At 70.1% G+C, this 20,510-nt stretch carries 20 protein-coding genes; 15 read left to right on the top strand and 5 right to left on the bottom strand.

The window, feature by feature from the left end:
• Positions 1 to 105: 105 nt before the first annotated feature.
• Entirely contained in the window at positions 106 to 819 is a 714-nt protein-coding gene (locus OXS49_RS09945) for an NAD-dependent deacylase (RefSeq protein WP_267423839.1), read from the bottom strand.
• Between the two features lie 123 nt (positions 820 to 942).
• Here OXS49_RS09945 and OXS49_RS09940 point away from each other — a divergent pair, with 123 nt between their 5' ends.
• The 7 genes from OXS49_RS09940 (at position 943) to OXS49_RS09910 (ending at position 8,788) form a co-directional block, all read left to right on the top strand.
• Positions 943 to 1,503: an isochorismatase family protein gene (locus tag OXS49_RS09940; protein ID WP_267423837.1), complete on the top strand. Its 561-nt coding sequence runs from the start codon at positions 943 to 945 to the stop codon at positions 1,501 to 1,503.
• Positions 1,500 to 2,660: a helix-turn-helix domain-containing protein gene (locus OXS49_RS09935; protein WP_267423835.1), complete on the top strand. Its 1,161-nt coding sequence runs from the start codon at positions 1,500 to 1,502 to the stop codon at positions 2,658 to 2,660. The genes OXS49_RS09940 and OXS49_RS09935 overlap by 4 nt, the downstream gene beginning before the upstream one ends.
• A gap of 78 nt (positions 2,661 to 2,738) precedes the next feature.
• Positions 2,739 to 4,166: a dihydropyrimidinase gene (hydA, locus tag OXS49_RS09930; protein WP_244006018.1), complete on the top strand. Its 1,428-nt coding sequence runs from the start codon at positions 2,739 to 2,741 to the stop codon at positions 4,164 to 4,166.
• 48 nt (positions 4,167 to 4,214) lie between these two features.
• Positions 4,215 to 5,210 carry an ABC transporter ATP-binding protein gene (locus OXS49_RS09925; RefSeq protein ID WP_267423831.1) on the top strand — a complete coding sequence of 332 codons (996 nt, stop codon included), beginning with the start codon at positions 4,215 to 4,217 and terminating at the stop codon, positions 5,208 to 5,210.
• A 17-nt stretch (positions 5,211 to 5,227) separates the two neighbouring features.
• Positions 5,228 to 6,490: an extracellular solute-binding protein gene (locus tag OXS49_RS09920; protein WP_267423829.1), complete on the top strand. Its 1,263-nt coding sequence runs from the start codon at positions 5,228 to 5,230 to the stop codon at positions 6,488 to 6,490.
• 466 nt (positions 6,491 to 6,956) lie between these two features.
• Positions 6,957 to 7,892: an ABC transporter permease gene (locus tag OXS49_RS09915; protein ID WP_267423827.1), complete on the top strand. Its 936-nt coding sequence runs from the start codon at positions 6,957 to 6,959 to the stop codon at positions 7,890 to 7,892.
• Between the two features lie 2 nt (positions 7,893 to 7,894).
• Positions 7,895 to 8,788, top strand: a complete 894-nt coding sequence (locus tag OXS49_RS09910; RefSeq protein ID WP_244006012.1) for an ABC transporter permease — start codon at positions 7,895 to 7,897, stop codon at positions 8,786 to 8,788.
• A 21-nt stretch (positions 8,789 to 8,809) separates the two neighbouring features.
• Here the strand turns inward: OXS49_RS09910 and OXS49_RS09905 are convergent, their stop codons facing one another.
• Both OXS49_RS09905 and OXS49_RS09900 read right to left on the bottom strand, forming a co-directional pair.
• On the bottom strand, positions 8,810 to 9,112 hold the full coding sequence (locus OXS49_RS09905) for a type II toxin-antitoxin system RelE/ParE family toxin (RefSeq protein ID WP_267423825.1): 303 nt from the start codon (positions 9,110 to 9,112) through the stop codon (positions 8,810 to 8,812).
• A complete protein-coding gene (locus OXS49_RS09900) occupies positions 9,105 to 9,380 on the bottom strand; it encodes a type II toxin-antitoxin system ParD family antitoxin (RefSeq protein WP_267423823.1) in 276 nt (91 codons plus the stop codon). The genes OXS49_RS09905 and OXS49_RS09900 overlap by 8 nt, the downstream gene beginning before the upstream one ends.
• A 266-nt stretch (positions 9,381 to 9,646) precedes the next feature.
• Here OXS49_RS09900 and OXS49_RS09895 point away from each other — a divergent pair, with 266 nt between their 5' ends.
• The gene (locus OXS49_RS09895) at positions 9,647 to 10,336 is read left to right on the top strand and encodes a 50S ribosomal protein L25/general stress protein Ctc (RefSeq protein WP_267423821.1); all 690 of its coding nucleotides are present in this window, start codon (positions 9,647 to 9,649) and stop codon (positions 10,334 to 10,336) included.
• A 69-nt stretch (positions 10,337 to 10,405) separates the two neighbouring features.
• Here the strand turns inward: OXS49_RS09895 and pdxH are convergent, their stop codons facing one another.
• The gene (gene pdxH / locus OXS49_RS09890) at positions 10,406 to 11,029 is read right to left on the bottom strand and encodes a pyridoxamine 5'-phosphate oxidase (RefSeq protein WP_267423819.1); all 624 of its coding nucleotides are present in this window, start codon (positions 11,027 to 11,029) and stop codon (positions 10,406 to 10,408) included.
• A 93-nt stretch (positions 11,030 to 11,122) separates the two neighbouring features.
• On the opposite strand from pdxH, the gene OXS49_RS09885 reads away from it, so the two are divergent.
• Positions 11,123 to 11,659 (top strand): RT0821/Lpp0805 family surface protein, encoded by a 537-nt coding sequence (locus OXS49_RS09885; RefSeq protein WP_244006007.1) that lies wholly within the window; start codon positions 11,123 to 11,125, stop codon positions 11,657 to 11,659.
• Here the strand turns inward: OXS49_RS09885 and OXS49_RS09880 are convergent.
• Entirely contained in the window at positions 11,653 to 11,940 is a 288-nt protein-coding gene (locus OXS49_RS09880; protein WP_243919205.1) for a hypothetical protein, read from the bottom strand. The genes OXS49_RS09885 and OXS49_RS09880 overlap by 7 nt on opposite strands.
• Positions 11,941 to 12,279: 339 nt before the next feature.
• Between OXS49_RS09880 and OXS49_RS09875 the strand changes: the two genes are divergently transcribed.
• From OXS49_RS09875 to glyA, 6 genes are all read left to right on the top strand, one after another.
• On the top strand, positions 12,280 to 13,899 hold the full coding sequence (locus OXS49_RS09875) for a formyl transferase (RefSeq protein WP_267423816.1): 1,620 nt from the start codon (positions 12,280 to 12,282) through the stop codon (positions 13,897 to 13,899).
• 122 nt (positions 13,900 to 14,021) lie between these two features.
• Positions 14,022 to 15,992, top strand: coding sequence for a monovalent cation:proton antiporter-2 (CPA2) family protein (locus tag OXS49_RS09870; protein ID WP_267423814.1), 1,971 nt, complete (start codon positions 14,022 to 14,024; stop codon positions 15,990 to 15,992).
• A 242-nt stretch (positions 15,993 to 16,234) separates the two neighbouring features.
• The gene (locus tag OXS49_RS09865; RefSeq protein ID WP_267423813.1) at positions 16,235 to 17,671 is read left to right on the top strand and encodes an MATE family efflux transporter; all 1,437 of its coding nucleotides are present in this window, start codon (positions 16,235 to 16,237) and stop codon (positions 17,669 to 17,671) included.
• A gap of 117 nt (positions 17,672 to 17,788) precedes the next feature.
• A complete protein-coding gene (locus OXS49_RS09860; RefSeq protein WP_267423812.1) occupies positions 17,789 to 18,541 on the top strand; it encodes a DUF937 domain-containing protein in 753 nt (250 codons plus the stop codon).
• Positions 18,542 to 18,638: 97 nt separating this feature from the next.
• Positions 18,639 to 18,953: a cupin domain-containing protein gene (locus OXS49_RS09855; RefSeq protein WP_244005999.1), complete on the top strand. Its 315-nt coding sequence runs from the start codon at positions 18,639 to 18,641 to the stop codon at positions 18,951 to 18,953.
• A gap of 151 nt (positions 18,954 to 19,104) precedes the next feature.
• Complete coding sequence (gene glyA / locus OXS49_RS09850; protein WP_267423810.1) at positions 19,105 to 20,409, top strand: serine hydroxymethyltransferase; 1,305 nt, start codon at positions 19,105 to 19,107, stop codon at positions 20,407 to 20,409.
• Positions 20,410 to 20,510: the final 101 nt, after the last annotated feature.

Raw genomic sequence — 20,510 nt, 5'->3', positions numbered from 1 at the left:
GCAACGACGTGATTCGAGTGAATTAGGATATCGATCCTGGGCGATGGCAAGGCCCTTTAGGCCGAAATGCACAGCCTTTACAGGGCTTTGCCAGCTCAGATTCGGTCACAGGCCCAGATCGGCCAAGTAGCGCGGCAGCGCCTCGCTGGCCGGCCCATACCGGGCTGCGTCGAACGCATCGGCGTTGTCGGAGGGTTCGAGGTTGATCTCGCAGGTCGGAATTCCGAGCGCCCGGGCCTGCCGCACGTAGCCGGCCGCCGGGTAGACCGCCCCCGACGTGCCCACCGCCACGAACAGATCGGCCTCTGCCAGTGCCGCCTCGATCGCGTCGAGGTGCATCGGCATCTCGCCGAACCAGACCACGTCGGGCCGCATCCGGCCCGCGACGCGGCAGGCCGGGCAGGCATCCGCACGCGTGAGGTCGGCACGCCAGGGTGTGACCGTCCCGCAGGCGCAGCAGCGCGCCTTGAGCAATTCGCCATGCATGTGGGTGACCGCCCGGGAGCCCGCCCGCTCGTGCAGGTCGTCGACGTTCTGCGTGCAGAGGAACAGCCGCCCGCCCCGCGCGGTGAGCCGGGCTTCCGCCTGCGCCAGGGCGACGTGCGCGGCGTTCGGCTCGGCCGCGATCACGCCCCGGCGGCGATGGTCGTAGAAGTCGAGCACCGTGTCGGGATCGGCCGCATAGGCCTCCGGGGTGGCAAGCTTCATGGGATCGAACCGGGCCCAGATCCCGCCGCGGTCCCGGAATGTGCCGAGCCCGCTCTCGGCCGAGACGCCGGCCCCGGTCAGCACGAAGAGTCTTTTGGGGTGTCCGGTCATGCGCGTGCTCCGGGCGGCTGCGTGGGATGGCCGGAAATGTCCGCTCGTTGGCGGCACGGTTGCTTTCGCGCCGAACCCGCGAGACGGATGCTCACACGGCATTCATCCCTCGGGAGGCACGAAATGTCCGATGTTGCGCTGCTGGTTATCGATGTCCAGGATTCCTTCCGGCATCGGCCGTTCTGGAATGACGCCGATGTCCGGCGCTTTACCGAGCGCCTGCAGGCGCTCATCGACGGCGCCGTAGCGCACGGCATCCCGGTGCTGCAGGTGTTCCACGTCGCCGAGACCGGCCTGTTTTCCCTGGATTCGGGCCATATCCGCACCCTCGATCCCATCGCGATCGCGCCGTCGGCTATCTTTCACAAGCGCCGGCACAGCGCCCTGGTCGATACCGGCTTGGCGGGCTGGCTGACGCAGCACGGCATCCGCCGCCTGATCGTATCGGGGATCCGGACCGAGCAGTGCTGCGAGACCACCACCCGCCACGCCTCCGACAGCGGCTGGCAGGTGGATTTCGTCACGGAGGCGACCCTGACCTTCGCCATGATCCATCCGGACGGCCGCCGCTTCGAGGCCGACGACATCAAGGCCCGCACCGAGCTGGTGCTCACCGAGCGCTTCGCCCGCATCGCCACGGTGGAGGAGGCGCTGGCCGGCTGGGCGCTGCCCGCCGCCGCATGACCGAGCCGGGGCGCCGCATTCCGGTCTTGGTGCTGCTACCGCCCCGCGCGCTGCTGCTCGATCTGGCCGGCCCGGTGGAAGTGCTGCGGATCGCCGGGGCGGTGCAGGACCGGATCACCTTCGACCTGCGCTACGCGGCGCCGCAAGGATCGATCCGCAGCTCGATCGGGCTCGATCTCGGCGGGGCCGGCCCGCTGCCGCTGGAGATCGCGCCCGGGACGGTGGTGCTTCTGCCCGGCGCGACCGAGCACCCGCTCGGCCCCAAGCGGGACCCGGCCGCAGAGGCCGCCGCGGAGGCCGAGATCGTTGCCTGGCTACGCGCGTCGATCCGGCCGGGCCACACGGTCGTGACGGTCTGCGAGGGCGCGCTGCTGGCAGCCCGGGCCGGCCTGCTCGACGGCTACGCCTGCACCACCCATCACGGCAGCTGCGCCCGCCTCCGGGCGGCGGCGCCCCACGCGAACGTGCTGGAGAACAGGCTGTTCGTGCAGGATCGCGACCGGTTCAGCAGCGCCGGCGTCACCGCCGGCATCGACCTGATGCTGCACCTCGTGGCCGAATGGGCCGGCCCAGCGACGGCCGTCGCGGTGGCCCGCACCCTGGTCGTGTACATGCGGCGCGGGCCGGACGATCCGCAGCTCTCGCCCTGGCTGGAGGGCCGCAGCCACCTGCATCCGGTGGTCCACCGGGCGCAGGACGCGATCGGCGCCGACCCGGTGCGGGACTGGTCGCCCGCCACGCTCGGCAAGCTGGCGGGGGCGAGCCCGCGCAACCTCGCGCGGCTGTTCCGGCTCCATGCCGGGATGACCGTGACGGAGGCGGTCAACCGCGTCCGGATCGCGCGGGCCGGGGACCTGATCGCGCAGACCGATCTCGGCCTCGAACAGGTGGCCGAACGGGCGGGCTTCGCCTCGGCCCGGCACATGCGGCGGGTATGGGGGCAGTTCCACGCGACGGCGCCCTCCACGCTCCGCTCCAAGAGCCCGGTTTCGAAAGGTCGGGACCTTTCGCGGGTTCAGGGCGGAGCCCTGATGGGTTCGGGCAAAGCCCGACATCGGGGCCAAAGTACTTGGGTCTCTGCCCGATCCCCCGCCAAAGGGCTGAGCCCTTTGGAAACCCATGACGGGGAGCCGCTGGACCCCGACGGCGGGCTGTGACCTCCTGCCGCCGCGATGACGGTCGCCCGAATCGGCGCGGACCATGCATCGGCCCCTCGGCGCAGAGGAGTGAGCGGCATGCCCGAATTCGATCTGGCGATCCGCGGCGGCACCGTCGTCACGGCGAGCGATACGGTGCGGGCGGATATCGGCGTGCGCGGCGGCCGGATCGTCGCGGTGGCGGAGGCCATCGCCGACGCCGCCCGGGTGATCGACGCCGCCGGCCTGCTGGTCCTGCCCGGCGGCATCGACAGCCACGTCCACATCGCCCAGGATTCCGGTCCCGGCATCGTCATGGCCGACGACTTCGCGAGTGCCACCCGGGCCGCGGCGGCCGGCGGCAACACCTGCGTGATGCCCTTCGCGCTCCAGCCCCGGGGCGCCTCGCTGCGCGGCGCGGTCGACGCCTACCGGGCCAAGGCCGAGGGCCAGTGCCACGTCGACGTGGCGATCCACATGATCATCTCGGACCCGAGCGAGGCCGTGCTCGGCCAGGAGTTGCCGGCACTGGTGGCCGACGGCTACACCTCGTTCAAGGTCTTCATGACCTACGACGATCTCGTCCTGAACGACCGCCAGCTGTTGGACGTGTTCCACGTCGCGCGGCGGCAGGGCGCCCGGGTGATGGTCCACGCCGAGGGCTACGACGCGATCCGCTACCTCAGCGAGCGACTGGAGCGCGCGGGCGAGACCAAGCCCTACGGCCACGCCCTGTCGCGGCCCGAGGTGGTCGAGCGGGAGGCGGCCCACCGGGCGATCAGCCACGCCGAGCTGATCGACCTGCCGATCGTGATCGTCCACGTCTCGGGCCGCGAGGCCACCGAGCAGATTGCCTGGGCGCAAGCGCGGGGCCTGAAGATCCGCGCCGAGACCTGCCCGCAATACCTGACGCTGACGGCCGAGGACATGAAGGGGCTCGGCCAGGACGATCCCATGGCGGGGTCGAAATACGTCTGCTCGCCGCCGACGCGAGACGTCGAGAGCCAGGAGGCAGTGTGGTCGGGGATCCGGCGCGGGATCTTCGACGTGGTCTCCTCCGACCATTGCCCGTTCCGCTACGACGACCCGCAGGGCAAGCTGAACCCGCGCGGAAAAACCTCCTTCCGCTGGATCCCGAACGGCATCCCCGGCATCGAGACGCGGCTGCCGGTATTGTTCTCGGAGGGGGTCTCCAAGGGGCGGATCAGCCTCAACCAGTTCGCGGCGCTGACCGCCACGAACCACGCCAAGCTGTACGGTCTCTATCCGCGCAAGGGCTCGATCGCCCCGGGCTTCGACGCAGACCTCACCCTGTGGGATCCGAACCGACGCGAGACCATCCGCCAGGCGAACCTGCACCATGGCTCGGACTACACGCCCTGGGAGGGGTTCGAGGTCACCGGCTGGCCGGTCATGACGATCGCGGGCGGTGAGGTGATCGCTGAGGACGGGAGGGTCCTGTCCGCGCCGGGTCGCGGGCGGGTGCTCGACCGGGCGGTCGATCCGGCCGAGCGGCGGGACGCCTGACGGCCGCGCTGGCCCGTCGCTTGCGTGATCTCCGGGGGGGAGCACCGTATGAACGTCGAGCTGATCGGCCTGACCAAGCGCTACGGCGCGGCGATTGCGGTCGATGGCATCGACCTGAAGGTGCCGTCCGGCGCCTATTGCTGCCTGCTCGGCCCCTCGGGCTGCGGCAAGACCACGACGTTACGGATGATCGGCGGCCACGAGCGGGCGAGCGCCGGCGACGTGGTGATCGGCCCGAAGGCGGTGGGCGATGCGCCCCCGGCCGAGCGCGGCACCGCCATGATGTTCCAGAGCTACGCGCTGTTCCCGCATCTCGACGCGCGCGACAACGTCGCCTTCAGCCTGAAGATGCGGGGCATCGGCAAGACCGAGCGCCGCGCCAAGGCGATGGCGATGCTCGACCTCGTGCAGATGGGCCACCTCGCCAGCCGCCTGCCGGCCCAGCTCTCGGGCGGCCAGCAGCAGCGTGTCGCCTTGGCCCGCGCCCTCGTCACCGGCCCGAAGGTGCTGCTGCTCGACGAGCCGCTCTCGGCGCTCGACCCGTTCCTGCGGGTGCGGATGCGGGTCGAGCTGAAGCGGATCCAGACTGAGCTGGGGCTCACCTTCATCCACGTCACCCACAGTCAGGAGGAGGCGATGGCGCTCTCCGACCTCGTGGTGGTGATGAATGCCGGCCGGATCGAGCAGGCCGCCGACCCGCGCACCGTGTTCGAGCGCCCCGCCACCGCCTTCGTGGCCCGGTTCATCGGCGGCCACAACGTGATCCGGCTGCCCGACGGGCTCGTCGCCGTGCGCGCCGACCGGATGCGGCTCGGCGCCGAGGCCGGCCCCGCCGCGCTGCCGGCCCGGGTGGTGGCGGTGGAGTACCAGGGCACCAGCGTCCATGTCGGCCTCGACGCCGACGGGCTGGAACGCGCGCCCGAGAGCCCGGCCGCGCTGACCGCAATCCTCAGCGATGCGGATTTCGCCGCCCGCCCGCTCCGCCCCGGCGACACGATCCCGGTCGGCTGGGATGCCGCCACTGCCCACCGCCTCGACGCGTAACAGTCACGGAGACGACCATGGACCTGCCCTCGAAGCCGAGCCGGCGCACGCTGCTGAAGGGCGCCGCCGCGCTGGCCGCCACGCCGGTGACCGGCTTCCCGGCGGTCCATGCCGCCGAGCCCGTGACCCTGCGCTACCTCGGCACCGCGGTGAGCCAATCGTCCGACATCGCCCGGAAGGTGAAGGAAGATCTCGGCATCACCCTGGAGTACATTCCCGTCGTGACCGACGAGGTGACGAAGCGGGCGGTGACCCAGCCGAACTCCTTCGACCTGATCGACACCGAGTATTTCAGCCTCAAGAAGATCATCCCCTCGGGCAACCTCAGCGGCCTGGATGCCAAGCGGATCAAGCTCGCCGACAAGATCACCGGCGTGTTCACCAAGGGCGAGGTGAACGGGAAGCGGATCGGCGACCAGGGCACCGCGCCCCGGAAGGTGTTCTACCTCGAAGGCCAGAATGCCAAGACCTTCGCGTCCGCCCCAACCGAATGGCTGACCCTGATCCCCACCACTTACAACGCCGACACGCTGGGCATCCGGCCCGACCTGATCAAGCGGCCGGTGGAGAGCTGGAAGGACCTGCTCAGCCCGGACTTCAAGGGCAAGGCGTCGATCCTCAACATCCCGTCCATCGGCATCATGGACGCCGCCATGGTGGTGGAGGCGACCGGCGACTACACCTACGGCGACAAGGGCAACATGACGAAGCCCGAGATCGACCGCACCATCAAGGTGCTGATCGAGGCCAAGCGCGCCGGCCAGTTCCGCGCCTTCTGGCAGGACTTCAACGAATCCGTGAACCTGATGGCCTCGGGCGAGACGGTGATCCAGTCGATGTGGTCGCCCGCCGTCACCAAGGTGCGCGCGCAGGGGGTGCCGTGCGTCTACCAGCCGTTGAAAGAGGGCTACCGCGCCTGGGCCCAGGGTTTCGGCGTGCCGAAGACGCTCACCGGCCGGAAGCTCGATGCCGCCTACGACTTCATCAACTGGTTCCTGTCCGGCTGGGCCGGGGCCTACCTCAACCGGCAGGGCTACTATTCCGCGGTGCTGGAGACCGCCCAGGCGAACATGCAGCCCTACGAATGGGCCTTCTGGATGGAGGGCAAGCCCGCCGAGAAGGACATCCTCGGCCCCGACGGCACCCTGATCGAGAAGGCCGGCGCGACCCGCGACGGCGGCTCCTTCGAGCAGCGGATGGGTTCGGTGGCCTGCTGGAACGCCGTGATGGACGAGAACACCTACATGGTGCGCAAGTGGAACGAGTTCATCGCGGCGTGAGCGGGCTGGGCACCGTCACCCCGCACGTCCTCCAGTTCGGGTACTTGGAAACGCCCCTCCTGCGCGACCACGCGGCCGCCGGATGGAACGCGGGTCCCCTCTCCCGCACGGGCTACGATGTTCACGGATTTCTGGTGGACACCGGCGCCGATGACGGAGCGGGACGGTCCCCCTCTCCCGAGCGGGAGAGGGTTGGGGTGAGGGGCGAGAACTCTCAGGACGGGGCACGTGATCGATGCGCCGACAGGGTGCGACTCCTCCGGACAGACCTGATCCCTCACCCTGTCCCTCTTCCGCCCGGGAGAGAAGACCCGCGCTCGATCCTGAGCCGGTATGGCCGGACCCGGTGTGTGAATCCGCAAGTCCGCCTGGGAAAGGAGGCGCGTCGTACCGCGCAGGGGTCGATGTGTGAGCATCGTGATCCGCGGAGGAGAACGGATGCATCCGCACGCGTGGGGCGAATCCAGTGACCGATCTCGCCCTGCCCGCCTCCGCGCCAACCGATCGGATCGTTAAACCGGCCACCCCATCCCGACCCCGCCGCCGCACCCGCGCCTATCTCCAGGCTGCGCCGCTGACGCTCGTCTTCCTGATCTTTTTGGTGGTGCCGCTGGTGCTCACCGGGATCGTCTCGCTCTGGGAGTACAACGAGTACGAGATCATCCCGGCGCTGACCCTGCAGAACTACCTCGACGTGTTCGACGGCTGCCTGTCGGCCGACCTCTGCACCACCGTGCGGACCTACCTCTCGACGGTGAAGTTCGTCGTGCTGACGCTGGCCATCACCCTGCCGCTGGGCTTCGCCATCGCGTACTTCCTCGCCTTCCACATCCGCTCCGGCACGGTGCGGATGGGCCTGTTCCTGCTCTGCACGATCCCGTTCTGGACCTCGAACGTGATCCGCATGATCTCGTGGATCCCGCTGCTCGGCCGCAACGGCCTCATCAACGACACGCTTCGCACCCTTGGGCTGATCCGAGAGCCGATCGAGGGCCTGCTCTACTCCGACTTCGCGGTGGTGCTGGCCTTCGTGCACCTCGACACGGTGTTCATGATCGTGCCGATCTTCAACAGCCTTGCCCGCATCGACCGGCGGCTGATCGAGGCGGCGCGCGACGGTGGTGCGTCCGGCGCACAGATCCTCTGGAACGTGATCCTGCCGCTCGCCAAGCCCGGCATCGCCATCGGGACGATCTTCGTGACGACACTGGTGATGGGCGACTTCGTCACCGTGGGCGTCATGGGTGGCCAGCAGATCGCGAGCGTCGGCAAGGTGATCCAGGTGCAGATGGCCTATCTGCAATTCCCGGCCGCCGCCGCCAACGCCATGGTGCTGCTCGCCGCGGTGCTGCTGATGATCCTGGGGCTGACCCGGATGATCGACCTCCGGCGGGAGCTGTAGCGATGGACCAGCCCCGCGGCCTTGCCTTCTACGGGCTTGCCGGACTCTTCACCCTCTACGTCCTGTTCCTCTACGGGCCGACGCTGACGATCCTGGCGCTGAGCTTCCAGGGCCCGTCCGGCGGCCTGACCTTCCCGATGAACGGGGTCTCGACCCACTGGTTCGCCAAGCTGTGGGCAGGCGTCGGCGTGGTCGACATCTGGGCGGCGCTGCGGCGCTCCCTGGCGCTCGGCCTCGTGGTGATGGCGCTCACCGTGGGAATCGCGTTCTACGCCGGCCTCGCCTTCCGCAAGGGCTTTCGCGGCGCTGGCCTCGTCTTCGCCCTGGCGGTGTCGAGCCTGATCGTACCCTCCATCGTGGTCTCCCTGGGCATCGGGCTGGAGTTCCGGCTCCTCGACGACGCCATCAAGGCGCTCGCCGCCGCCACCGACTGGGGATTCCTGCAGGACCACGGCACCCTGATGGGCCTCTACAGCTCGGCGCTCGGCGCACACCTCACCTGGACGCTGCCCTTCGGCCTGCTGATCATGTTCGCGGTGTTCAACCGGTTCGACCCGGCCTACGAGGAGGCCGCCCGCGATCTCGGTGCCAGCGGCCCACAGACGCTCCGCCACGTGGTGGTGCCGATTCTTGCGCCCGCGCTCGTCGGCGTCGCGCTGTTCGGCTTCACCCTGTCGTTCGACGAGCTCGCCCGCACCAGCCAGGCGATCGGCGGCCGCAACACGCTTCCGTTGGAGCTGCAGGGACTGACCACCACCGTAACGACGCCCGAGATCTACGCGCTCGGCACGGTGACCACCACGGTCTCGGCCCTGGTGATCGGTGCGGCGCTCGGCCTGACCCTGTGGTTGCAGAAGCGCCGGGCGCGGCGGGCGCTGGCGGGGTTGCGTCCATAATGCGGGTGGGCTCGGCCAGCCTTAAAGAGGCACGTCCTGCGCCGACAGATCGCGACCTGCGTAAAGCACCCGCAGGATCGTCACGACGGTGTCGGTGACGGTGAGCGCGACCAGCAGGCGCCGCTCCAGAGCCACCGTGCGCAGCCCGGGCACCAGATCGTCGCGCGGCACGGTCCGCTCGGGCAGGTCAGCCAAGCTCATGCAGAGCCGCCGGATACGATCCAGATAGGCCCCGGCCCGCTCCGGGCCGGATTGCTGCTCGATGAAATCGTAGAGGCTGAAAAGGTCTGCGCGCGCCAGCGGATGAAAGCGGACGCTACGCACCACGCTTGGCCGCTGTCACACGCGCAGCATGGTGGGCCTGCAGTTCGGCGAAGACCTGATCGGCCGGGATCGCCGGGCGCGGATCGTCGAGCGCTTCCTGGACCCGCTGGCGGAGGACGGCATCCAAGGCCGCTTCCTCGCGATCGAGGGCTCGCAGCCCCGCACGGACAACTTCACTCACGCTGGTGTAGCTGCCGGACTGGACGCGCGCATCGACACGGTCCTGCAAATCTCCGAGGGTCACGGTGACGGGCCTGCCAGCACGCATGAGGAGCCCTCCCATCCCGAGCACATCGCGTATGACAATGTCATACACGCCCCTCGAACGTCTACCGGCTGCCGGTCTGTCGAGAATCACGGGTTCGGCGCCGGTCCGCGATGGACCCCGACATTGCCAATCCACCCCCATCCGTGTAAGCGCACCCGGCGCCCCCGAGACACCCTTGGAGGCAGGGGCGCGCCGGGAAGGGGTTGAGCCGTCCGCATCGGGCGGCTTTTCGCGTTCCGGCTCCAGCCATCACTAAGGATCACGCCATGAGCGCAGTAAAGACGCTTGAGGCCGTGGCACGCGACCGGGTCGGCAAGGGGGCCGCCCGGGCCGTTCGTCGCCAGGGCCAAGTTCCCGCCGTTATTTACGGGGGCGGCCAGCCGCCGCAATCCATCGCGGTCGATCTCGTCCGCGCCCGCACGCTGATTTACGCCGGCGGCTTCAAGACCACGCTGTTCGAGATCAATGCCGGCGGCAAGAAGATCCGCGCGATCCCGCGCGACTTCCAGCTCGACCCGGTGAGCGGTGTCCCGCTGCACGTTGACTTCCTGCGCGTCGTCTCGGGCCAGACCGTCACGGTTGAGGTGCCGGTGCACTTCATCAACGAGGACGAGGCCCCCGGCATCAAGAAGCTCGGCGGCACCCTCAACATCGTGGCCCACACGCTCGCCCTGGACGTCGCCCCCGACCAGATCCCCGACGCGATCGAGGTCGACCTGACCGGTCGTCAGATCGGCGACGTGATCCACGTCTCCGACGTCAAGATCCCAGCCGGCACCTACACCGGCGAGCAGACCGATCCGGTCGCCAACATCGTGCCGCCGACCGTGCTCGGCGCCGAGGTGGAAGCCGAAGAAGCCGCCATCGCCGAGGCGCAGTCGGCCGAGGCCGCTGAGGAGAAGGCCGAAGCTGAGGCCGAGGCCGAGGACGAGAAGAAGGACGGCGAGGAGGCCTGAGCCTCGTCGTAACCGCACACGCGAGAGCCCCGGCCTGGCCGGGGCTCTCTTCGTTTCAGGACCCCGGCCTCAGGGGTAGAGCCGCGCCCGGCTCCAGCCGTCGCCGGTCCGGGTGAAGCGGACCCGGTCGTGCAGGCGGAAATCGCCGTTCTGCCAGAACTCGATGCTCGTCGGCGCGATGCGGAAGCCGGTCCAGTGAGCGGGCCGGGGAATCGGCCCGTCGCTGTAGCGTGCGGCAAGCTCCGCCACCGCACCCATCAATGTGGCGCGGTCGGCGAGTGGGCGGGATTGCTGGCTGGCGATCGCGCCAAGGCGGCTTTCCGGGTGACGGCTCGCGAAATACGCATCCGCGTCCTCCGGGCTCACCGGTGAGACTTGGCCCCGGGCGCGCACCTGCCGCCGCAGGCTCTTCCAGTGCAGCACCAGGGCCGCCTGCGGATTCTGCGCCAGCTCCTCGCCCTTGGCGGACTGGGCGTTGGTGTAGAACACGAAGCCGCGGGCATCGAAGCCCTTCAGGAGCACCACGCGGACATCGGGCAGCCCGTCTGAGCCGGCGGTGGCGAGCGCCATTGCGTTCGGATCCTCGGGCTCGGCGGCCTCCGCCTCCTTCATCCAGGCGGAGAACAGGGCGACCGGGTCGTCGCTCTGGGTGAAGTCCGCTCCTCGCGGGTCATCGGTCCTTAACTGATCCACGCCAAGACTCCTGCTTGCCGCGTCCAGGGGCCTGAGGGGGCACCGACATCGGCATGTTCGGTCGAGCGGAAAGCCCGTCGTGAGTCAGGTGTAATGCGGCGATGCGCGTGTAAAGGGCCACGGCTGCGGTCACGCTTCGGTGCGACCACACTGTCGCTGGCGATGATGCTGGTCCTGGGCGGCTGCAGCCAGCCGCTGCTGGTCTTCCGTGGAGAAGACGAGGCGCCGCACGTAGTCGCGGAGCCCACCGTCACCGGCAGCATCGAGAAGCGGCCTCTGAGCTTCGGGAACGAACTCGCCGAGGAGGACTGGCGCCGGGCTCGGGCAGCCCTGACGGTCGCGCTGGATCCGCAGGGCAACGGACGCCCCGTCAAGTGGGACAACCCCGAGACGAGCCTGCATGGCACCGTGAATCCGACCGGCCTACCCTACGTGGCCGACGATCTGATCTGCCGTGACTTCCTGGCGTCCATCGTCGGGCCGAAGCGCAGCCGTTTCGTGCGCGGCACCGGCTGCAAGCCGTCGGGCGGCGCTTGGACGCTCACGCGCATCCGGACAGCGAAGGGTCCGAATGCGTCTGATGACGGCCGGTCCCATAAGGAGGCCGGCGCAGGCGGCACGGCTCAGTAGGGGTAGCCATAATAGGGCCGCATGCGCAGACGCGGCTGGGCAGCCGGCGGTGCGGCATAGCGGGCGGCCGCCTCCGGATCGTAGGTCCGAATGTAGGGATCGAGCGCGGGGTCGCGATAATTGCCGTTGTTCACGCCCGCCGAGCGGTCGTTGCCGCTGAGCGCCGCATAGGGCGAGAGCCCGCTGCCGCTGTCACCGCCACCACCGCCACCGAACGCGAAGGCCGTACCCGGCAGGGCGACGAGAAGCATTGCCGTAAGCGTCAGCGTCTTGCGCGTCATGTCCTGTCTCCAAAACCTCTGACTCGGCGAACGGCGCAGCCGAACGGGGAGTTCCCGAGCGGCCCGGATCAACCGCGTGACATGGTATCTCGCCCGCGCAACAGAGATTTACGATGCCGGACGAAACAGATCAATTTTTCATGACGCCGGCAGGAATCGCCCGGCATGACCGGCCTGCTGTGGTGGACAACCGATCGGTCTTGCTGGATCGTAACGCCAAGCAACAGTTTCCGAGCCCGCATCGACCGTATTGGCGGCCGTCTGAGGGCGTTTTCCAGGGCCCTTCACCGTGCGCGTCGTGACGCAATACGATAGGCCGAGCGCAAGGCCGTTCGGCTGATGGAGCGTGTGATCGGCGGCTCGGACCGACCGATGGCCGGCCTTCGGGCTCCGGCCTGTCCCGACCTCCAGCCGCTGCGTTCAGGCGCCGCCGCGCGGTCCGTCACCGTGCGTCTCGACCGCCGGTCCCTGCGCGGCTGGCATATCCGCCTCCTCGACCAGCTCGGGCAGCGTCCGGACCGGCGCGTCCGGATCGCCTGGGTCACGCAGGGCGGTGGCCTGCCGGCGAATGCCGAGCTGCTGTTCCGCCTGGAGGCGGCGATTCACGGGCTGCCCCGACCCGGCCTCGCCACTGCGGCCGAGCCGGTCGCCCTCGCGCCCTACGAAGCCCGCCCGGACGAGACTGTGACGACCGGGGACGACATTGTTCTCGACCTCTCGGGTGCCCCCGCCGCCCCGACCGACTCCTCGACCACCGCGCCGGTCTGGCGGCTCGATTTCGACGGCCTGCCCGGGGAGGCGGGCCTGCTCGCCGCCCTGTTCGCCCGCCGGGCGCCGGTGGCGGCCCTGCGCGGGCCGGACGGCGCCCCGGTGGCGGTGGGCCGCCTCGGGGCGGAATCCCACACCGTGATGCTCGCCGCCTTCGAGGATTACCTGGCGCGGACGATCACGCTGATCGCCGCCGCCCTCGACGGGGCCGGATCGCTGAATCTGCCGGACGGCGCAGAGGCACCGCTGCAGCCGGGCCGGGCCTTCGACCTCGACGGTTTCGGGGCCGGGCGGCGCGCCGCCGGGGGGCTCGCCCGGCAGATCGCCCGCCGGCTCTACGCCCTCTGCTTCCGGGGTCCGCAATGGCGGGTGGGCTGGCGACAGGTCGTCGGTCCCGACCTGATCGACCTGCGCCGCCACCCGGAGGGCGGCTGGAACGACCTGCCGGACGACGGGCGCCGCTTCTACGCCGACCCCTTCGCCATCGCCCGGAACGGGGCCGTGACCCTGTTCGTCGAGGAGTTCGACTATCGCCGGGGCAAGGGCGTGATCTCGGCAGTCGATTTCGAAGTGGACGGCCCCCGGGGCCGCCCGGAGCCGGTGCTCGAACTCGAAACACACCTCTCCTACCCGTTCGTCTTCGAAGCGGATGGGCAGGTCTGGATGATCCCGGAATCGCACGCCTCCGGGACGATCGACCTTTACCGGGCCACCGCTTTCCCGCGGGGCTGGGTCCACGAGGCGGTGCTGGTGGACGGGGTCGTGGCCAGCGACGCGACCCTGCTGCACCACGGCGGACGCTGGTGGCTGTTCGCCACCGTTCGGGCCGGCGGGGGCAGCTATTCCGACACGCTGCACCTTTGGCACGCGCCGCATTTCCGCGGCCCCTGGACGCCGCACCGGCGCAATCCGGTCCTGATCGATGTCGGCTCGGCCCGGGCCGCCGGGCCGGTCGTGGCGCGGGGCGGCGCGCTGATCCGGCCGGTGCAGGATTGCCGCGGCGGCTACGGCGCGGCGCTCGGCCTCGCCCGGATCCTGCGCCTCGACGAGGAGGGCTACGCCCAGCGGGTCGAGACCCGGCTCGGGCCGGGAGCGGCCTGGCCGGGCTCGCGCCTGCACATGCTGAGCGCGGCCGGGGGCCTCGAATTCATCGACGGCTCGCGCCCGGCCCGGCCGCGTCTGCTGCGCTGATCCGGCCCGCACGATCCCCTCCGGTGCCGAACGGCACGCGCTTGCGGCTCGCATCCCGGCGCCGGCCGCGCTAATCGGATGGCTCACGCGCGAACCGTAGAAGAACCGCCGGGACGATCTTCATGGCGAGCCCCGTCGAACATGCGAGCTTCCTGCCGCCGGTCCTGACCTTCCTGTCGGCGGCGGTCATCGGCGTGCCGATCTTCCGGCTGATCGGCCAGAGCGCCGTGCTCGGCTACCTCGTGGCCGGCGTGCTGATCGGGCCCTCCGGGCTGTCGCTGATCGCCGAGCCCGAGACCGCCGCGAGCGTCGCCGAGATCGGCGTGGTGCTCCTCCTGTTCATCGTCGGGCTGGAACTGCACCTGTCGCAGCTGGTCTCGATGCGGCGCGACATCTTCGGCCTGGGCGCCGCGCAGCTGGTCGTCTGCGCCCTGGTGCTGGGCGGGGCCGGCCTGCTGGCGGGCCTGAATTTCGGCGCGGCCGCGGTGATCGGCCTCGCGCTGGCCCTGTCGGCGACCGCGGTGGCGCTGCAACTCCTGGAGGAGCGGGGCGACCTGAACAGCGCCTACGGCGCCCGCGCCTTCGCGGTGCTGCTGTTCCAGGACCTCTCGGTGGTCGGCATCCTGGCGCTGATGCCGCTGCTGGCCTCGGCGGGTGGGGCGACCGACCCGGCCTGGCTGGGGGATGCCGCGCTCTCCACCGGCAAGGCGGTCGCCGCGATCCTGACGGTGGTGCTGGTCGGCCGCTACGGCCTGAACCCGTTCTTCCGGCTGCTCGCGGCCAGCGGCGCCCGCGAGGTGATGACGGCCGCCGCCCTGCTGGTGGTGCTCGGCACCGCCCTGCTGATGGAGCAGGTCGGCCTCTCGATGGCGATGGGTGCGTTCCTCGCCGGGATCCTGCTCGCCGAGTCGAATTTCCGCCACCAGCTGGAGGCCGATATCGAGCCGTTCCGCGGCATGCTGCTCGGCCTGTTCTTCATGAGCGTCGGCATGTCGATCGACGGCACCCTCGTGCGCGAGGTCTGGCCGGCTTTGTTCGGGGCGACGCTCGCCGCGATCCTGGTGAAGGTCGCCCTGGTGGCCGGCCTGTTCCGGCTGTTCGGCTCGGATACGCTCGGGGCGCTGCGCGGCGCCGCCGTCCTGGCGCCGGCGGGCGAGTTCGCCTTCGTGCTGCTGCCGCAGGCCGCGGATCTCGGCCTCACCGGTGCCACCGCGACGCGCTTCGCGGTGGCGCTCGCCGCGCTGACCATGCTGATCGGGCCGATCGCCGCCAAGGGGCTCGACAAGCTGATCGAGCGGCGCAATGCACGGACCACGCACGACATCGAGGAGCCGTCGACCGAACTCGCCGAGAGCGGCGACGCCCGCGTCCTGGTGATCGGCTTCGGGCGGTTCGGGCAACTGCTGACGCAAGTGCTGCTCGCCGAGGGCATCACCGCCACCGTCATCGACAAGGATGTGGAGCAACTGCGCGCGGCCTCGCGCTTCGGATTCCGTATCTATTACGGCGACGGCACCCGGCTCGACGTGCTGCGCGCCGCGGGCATCGGCCGGGTCGAGCTGGTCTGCATCTGCGTCGACGACCGGGAGGGTGCCCTCAAGATTGTCGACATCGTGCACGAGGAATTCTCGGAGGTGCGCACCTACGTGCGGGCTTACGACCGCCTGCACGCGGTCGAGCTGATGAACCGGGACGTCGATTACCAGATCCGCGAGACCGCGGAATCCGCCCTTGCCTTCGGGCGCGCGGCGCTGGAGGCGCTCGGCCTGTCGCCGGAGGCGGCGGCGGCCCGGACCGAGGACGTGCGCAAGCGCGACATCGCCCGCCTCGTCCTGCAGCAGGCGGGCGCCCTGCCGGACGGCTCCAGCTGGATGCGCGGGGCCGCGGCGGACCTGAAGCCCGAGCCGCTGACCGTGCCCATCCGGCCCGCCCGGGCGCTGAGCACCGAAACCCGCGACCTCGTGGGCAGCGACCTGCGCGAGGCGGCCGAGCGCCTGCTCGACAAGCCCGCGCTCGCCCCGCAGGAGGTGGAGACCGCCGAGGCCGATCCGGAGGCGGAGCTGGAGACGGAAGGCGGCATCCGGGATGCGTGACGGCCACGTCCTCCCTCCCCCCTTTGCGGGTGAGGGAGGCCCCCGAAGGGGGTCGGTAGAGGGGAGCGACGGTGCAGAATTGCGCGTAGCCCGTCCCGCCGGTCGCTCTTCTTCCGGAAGCCGGGTTCCCCCCTTGCGGGACTTCGTCCCGACCCGACCCCTGCTCACGCAGGGGCCACCCTCCCCCGCAAAGGGGGAAGGGGGAGACGCGGAACGGTTCGCGCGAGTATTCCCCGACCGAGATGCGTAACCCCGCAAGCCCACCGGAGACCGGCCGCTTCGTCACGGGCTCGATCCTCCGGCACGTCGTGGTGATGGGCGCCACCGGCTCTGTGGGTCTGCTGGCGATCTTCGCCGTCGACCTGCTGTCGCTGCTCTACGTCTCGACGCTGGGCGACCCGAACCTCACCGCGGCGGTCGGATTCGCCGGCATCGTGCAGTTCTCCGCCACCGCGGTGAATATCGGCCTGATGATTGCCGCGGGTGCCCTGGTGGGGAAGGCCGTGGGTGCGCACGATCTAGCCGCGGCACGCCGCCTCTCGACCTCGGCGCTGACGCTCGGAACCCTCGTCTCCGCCTTGATCGCGGGGCTGATCGCATTCTACGCCGAGCTGCTTCTGACCCTGATCGGCGCACGCGGCGAGGCCCTGCGGGTGGCCACGCTGTTCCTGCACATCACCCTGGTGTCGAACCCCCTGCTGGCCGCCGGCATGTTGTTCACCGGCCTGCTCCGGGCGGTCGGCGCGGCCGGGCAGGCGATGATGGTGACGCTCGCCGGCGCCGTGATCACTGCACTCCTCGACCCGGTGCTGATCTTCGCCGCCGGCCTCGGCGTGGAGGGCGCGGCGATCACCGTCTGCGTGGCGCGGGTGACGTTCGTGGCGGTGGGTCTGCGCGGCGTCGCCCGACATGGCCTCCTGGGTTGGCCCCGCGGCGCCGACCTCCGGGCCGACACGGTCGCCCTGGCGGTCGTCGCGGGGCCCGCCATCCTCACCAACCTCGCGCCGTCGGCGGCGAGCGCGTTCCTGGCGCGCCTTTATGCCGGCTACGGCGCCGAGGCGGTCGCGGCCGCCTCGGTGATCGACCGCCTGACGCCGGTGGCCTTCTGCGGCCTGTTCGCCCTGTCGGGGGCGATCGGGCCGATCCTCGCGCAGAACTGGGGCGCGGGCCGGTTCGACCGGATGCGCGGCGTCCTGCGCGCCGCCGCCGGGGTGACGCTCGCCTACGTGAGCACGGTCTGGCTCGCCCTGGCGCTCGCCCGCGGCCCGATCGCCGCCCTGTTCGGCCTCCATGGGGTCGCGGCCGATCTGTTCGGCTTCTTCTGCCAGGTCGGCGGCGCGATCTGGTTCTTCAACGGGCTCCTGTTCCTGGGCAACGCCGCCTTCAATAATCTCGGCTTTCCCTTACGCTCCACGCTGCTGAACTGGGGCCGGGCGACGCTGGGCACGATCCCGCCTGGCCTGCTCGGTGCCGCGCTCTACGGCCCCCGGGGGGTGGTGGCCGGCATGGGGCTCGGCTCGCTGGTCTTCGGGGTGCTGGGATTTCTGCTCGCGCGTCGCACCGTCGACCGGCTGGAGGGCGCCGGGCCGAACCTGCTGCTGCCCACGGGCGCCTCGGAGGCGCCCCACCGGGTCGCGCCTTTGCCGGTCGGCCAGGCCCATCCCGGTCCGGCAAGCTGAACACGACGGTCGAGCCGCACTGAGCACAAGTTCCGCGGGCGGGAACTGGTATTTCCCCGCGCGACGGGTCACGATGCTCCATCCCGGCTGGTCCGACCGGGCCAGGATCAAGGCGTCATGTTCAACCCGCTCGAGATGTTCCAGGCCCAGGGCGAAGCCGGCTTCCAGGCCCTGGGTCAGCAGTTCGGCCTGACGACCGAACAAACGGCCCGCGCCTTCGAGGCCCTGATGCCCGCCCTGACCCTCGGCCTCCAGCGCGGCGTCGGCATGGATCCGGGCAACCTCGCGCGGATGTTCGGCTTGCCCGATGCGGCACGCCCCGCGGGGCGTCAGGGGCTCGATCCCCTCAGCCAGATGTTCGGTTCGGCCCAGTTGCTGCAGGGGGTGTTGCAGCAGGCCTCGGCCACGAGCGGCGTCGGCGCGCAAGTGCTGCGCCAGATGCTGCCGATGATGGCGGGTGCCGTGGTGGCCAGCATCGTCCACGTGCTGATGAACCAGCCGCAGCCCGCGCCAGCCCAGACACGGGCGAGCGCGCCGCCCCCGCCGGTGCCGTTCCCCTTCGGACCGGCCTGGGCCGAGATGGCCAAGGCGTTCATGCCTGTCGCCGAGCCCCTGGCCCCCAAGCCGGCGCCCAAGCCGCCGGGGACGAAGCCCGGCGAGGGCGGCTCGGACATGCTCCAGCAGATGCTGCGCACCGGAGCCGAGGTGCAGGGCAACAACATCCGGGCGATGCAGGACCTGTTCGAGACCTTCTGGCCCTCGACGGGGACGCCGGCCGACGGCCACCGGGACGCGCAGGCTGGCGGATCACACGAGCCGCAGGCCGCGAAGCCCAAGCGTGGGCGCCCGCCCCAGGGCGGGACCGGGTGACGCAGGGACGCAGCCCCCGCGGCCGTTGCCTCGGCGGATCCAAGCCGCATCTCCTGGCGATACCCGTTCGATCCTATCCGGCTGCCAGGGAAGCCCAGTGACAACCGACCACCTGACCGCCTGGGACGACCGGGCGGAAAGCATCGCGGCCAACGGCGTCGCCAAGCGCACGATTCCGGGCGCGGGGGCGAGCCTCGTGCGCGTGGTGGTGCCGGCGGGCGTCTCCGCTGCGCGCCACAGCCACGATCACGAGCAGTTCGTACAGGTTGTCTCGGGCTCCGGGATCCTGGAGACCGAGCAGGGCCGCAAACCGTTCGCCGCCGGCAGCGTGTTCCACTTTCCCGCCGGGGCGTGGCATGCCGCCGCATTCGAGACTGAGACGGTGTTGATCGAGACCAACATGGCGCTTTGAAGAGCGCCGCCTTCAATTTCTTTCATCCCGGCCGAAAAAAGGCCTGTGCTTGGCCTGAGGGTTCGGCCCGTGTAGAAATCGGGCCTTCAACGCCCGCCCGTGCACGCCGACGAAAGGCCGGGCATCGCCCCTACCAGAACAGAGGCAGACCATGAGCGCCGGTACCGCCGCCGACAAGCACTTCTCCAACAGCTTCTTCGCCGCCCCGCTGACCGAGGCCGATCCCGAGATTGCCGAGGCGGTGGCCAAGGAACTCGGCCGTCAGCAGCATGAGATCGAGCTGATCGCGTCGGAGAACATCGTCTCCCGCGCCGTGCTGGAAGCGCAGGGCTCCGTGCTGACCAACAAGTACGCGGAGGGCTATCCGGGCCGGCGCTACTATGGCGGCTGCCAGTTCGTCGACATCGCCGAGGATCTCGCCATCGAGCGCGCCAAGCGCCTGTTCGATTGCGGCTTCGCCAACGTGCAGCCGAATTCCGGCTCCCAGGCCAACCAGGGCGTGTTCCTGGCGCTGCTGCAGCCCGGCGACACCTTCCTCGGCCTCGACCTCGCGGCCGGCGGCCACCTGACCCACGGCGCCCCGCCGAACGTCTCGGGCAAGTGGTTCAAGCCGGTTTCCTACACGGTGCGCCGGGACGACCAGCGCATCGACATGGAGCAGGTCGCCCAGCTCGCGCAGGAGCATAAGCCGAAGGTGATCATCGCCGGCGGCTCGGGTTACCCGCGCCATTGGGATTTCGCCAAGTTCCGCGAGATCGCGGATTCGGTCGGCGCCTACTTCATGGTCGATGCCGCGCACTTCGCCGGGCTGATCGCGGCCGGCGTGCATCCGTCGCCGTTCCCGCACGCCCACGTGGTCACCACCACCACGCACAAGACGCTCCGCGGCCCGCGCGGCGGCATGATCCTGACGAACGACGAGGCCCTCGCCAAGAAGTTCAATTCGGCGATCTTCCCCGGCATTCAGGGCGGCCCGCTGATGCACGTCATCGCTGGCAAGGCGGTGGCCTTCGGCGAGGCGCTGAAGCCCGAGTTCAAGATCTACGCCCGTCAGGTGGTGGAGAACGCTAAGGCGCTCGCCGACACGCTGATGTCCGGCGGCTACGACATCACCTCGGGCGGTACCGACAACCACCTGATGCTGGTCGATCTGCAGCGGAAGGGCCTGACCGGCAAGGCCGCGGAAGCCGCGCTGTCGCGGGCGGACATCACCTGCAACAAGAACGGCGTGCCCTTCGACACGCAGAAGCCGACCATCACCTCGGGCATCCGGCTCGGCACCCCGGCCGGTACCTCGCGCGGCTTCGGCGTTGCCGAGTTCAAGCAGATCGGCGGCTTCATCGTCGAGGTGCTGGACGGTCTCGTCGCAAAGGGCGAGGCGGGTGACAGCGCGGTCGAGGCCGACGTCAAGACCCGCGTCCATGCGCTGACGGACCGGTTCCCGATCTACGGCTGAGGCGTGAACGGGGCCGGTCTTTCGGGCTGGCCTTCGGTGGATTAGGAAACGGCCGCGGATCCCACCGATCCGCGGCCGTTTCCATGCCTGAGTATCGAAAT

This window comes from Methylobacterium sp. GC_Met_2, from assembly GCF_026540795.1.
In the GTDB taxonomy this organism is placed as follows: domain Bacteria; phylum Pseudomonadota; class Alphaproteobacteria; order Rhizobiales; family Beijerinckiaceae; genus Methylobacterium.
This window is presented reverse-complemented; position numbering and strand designations above follow the sequence as displayed.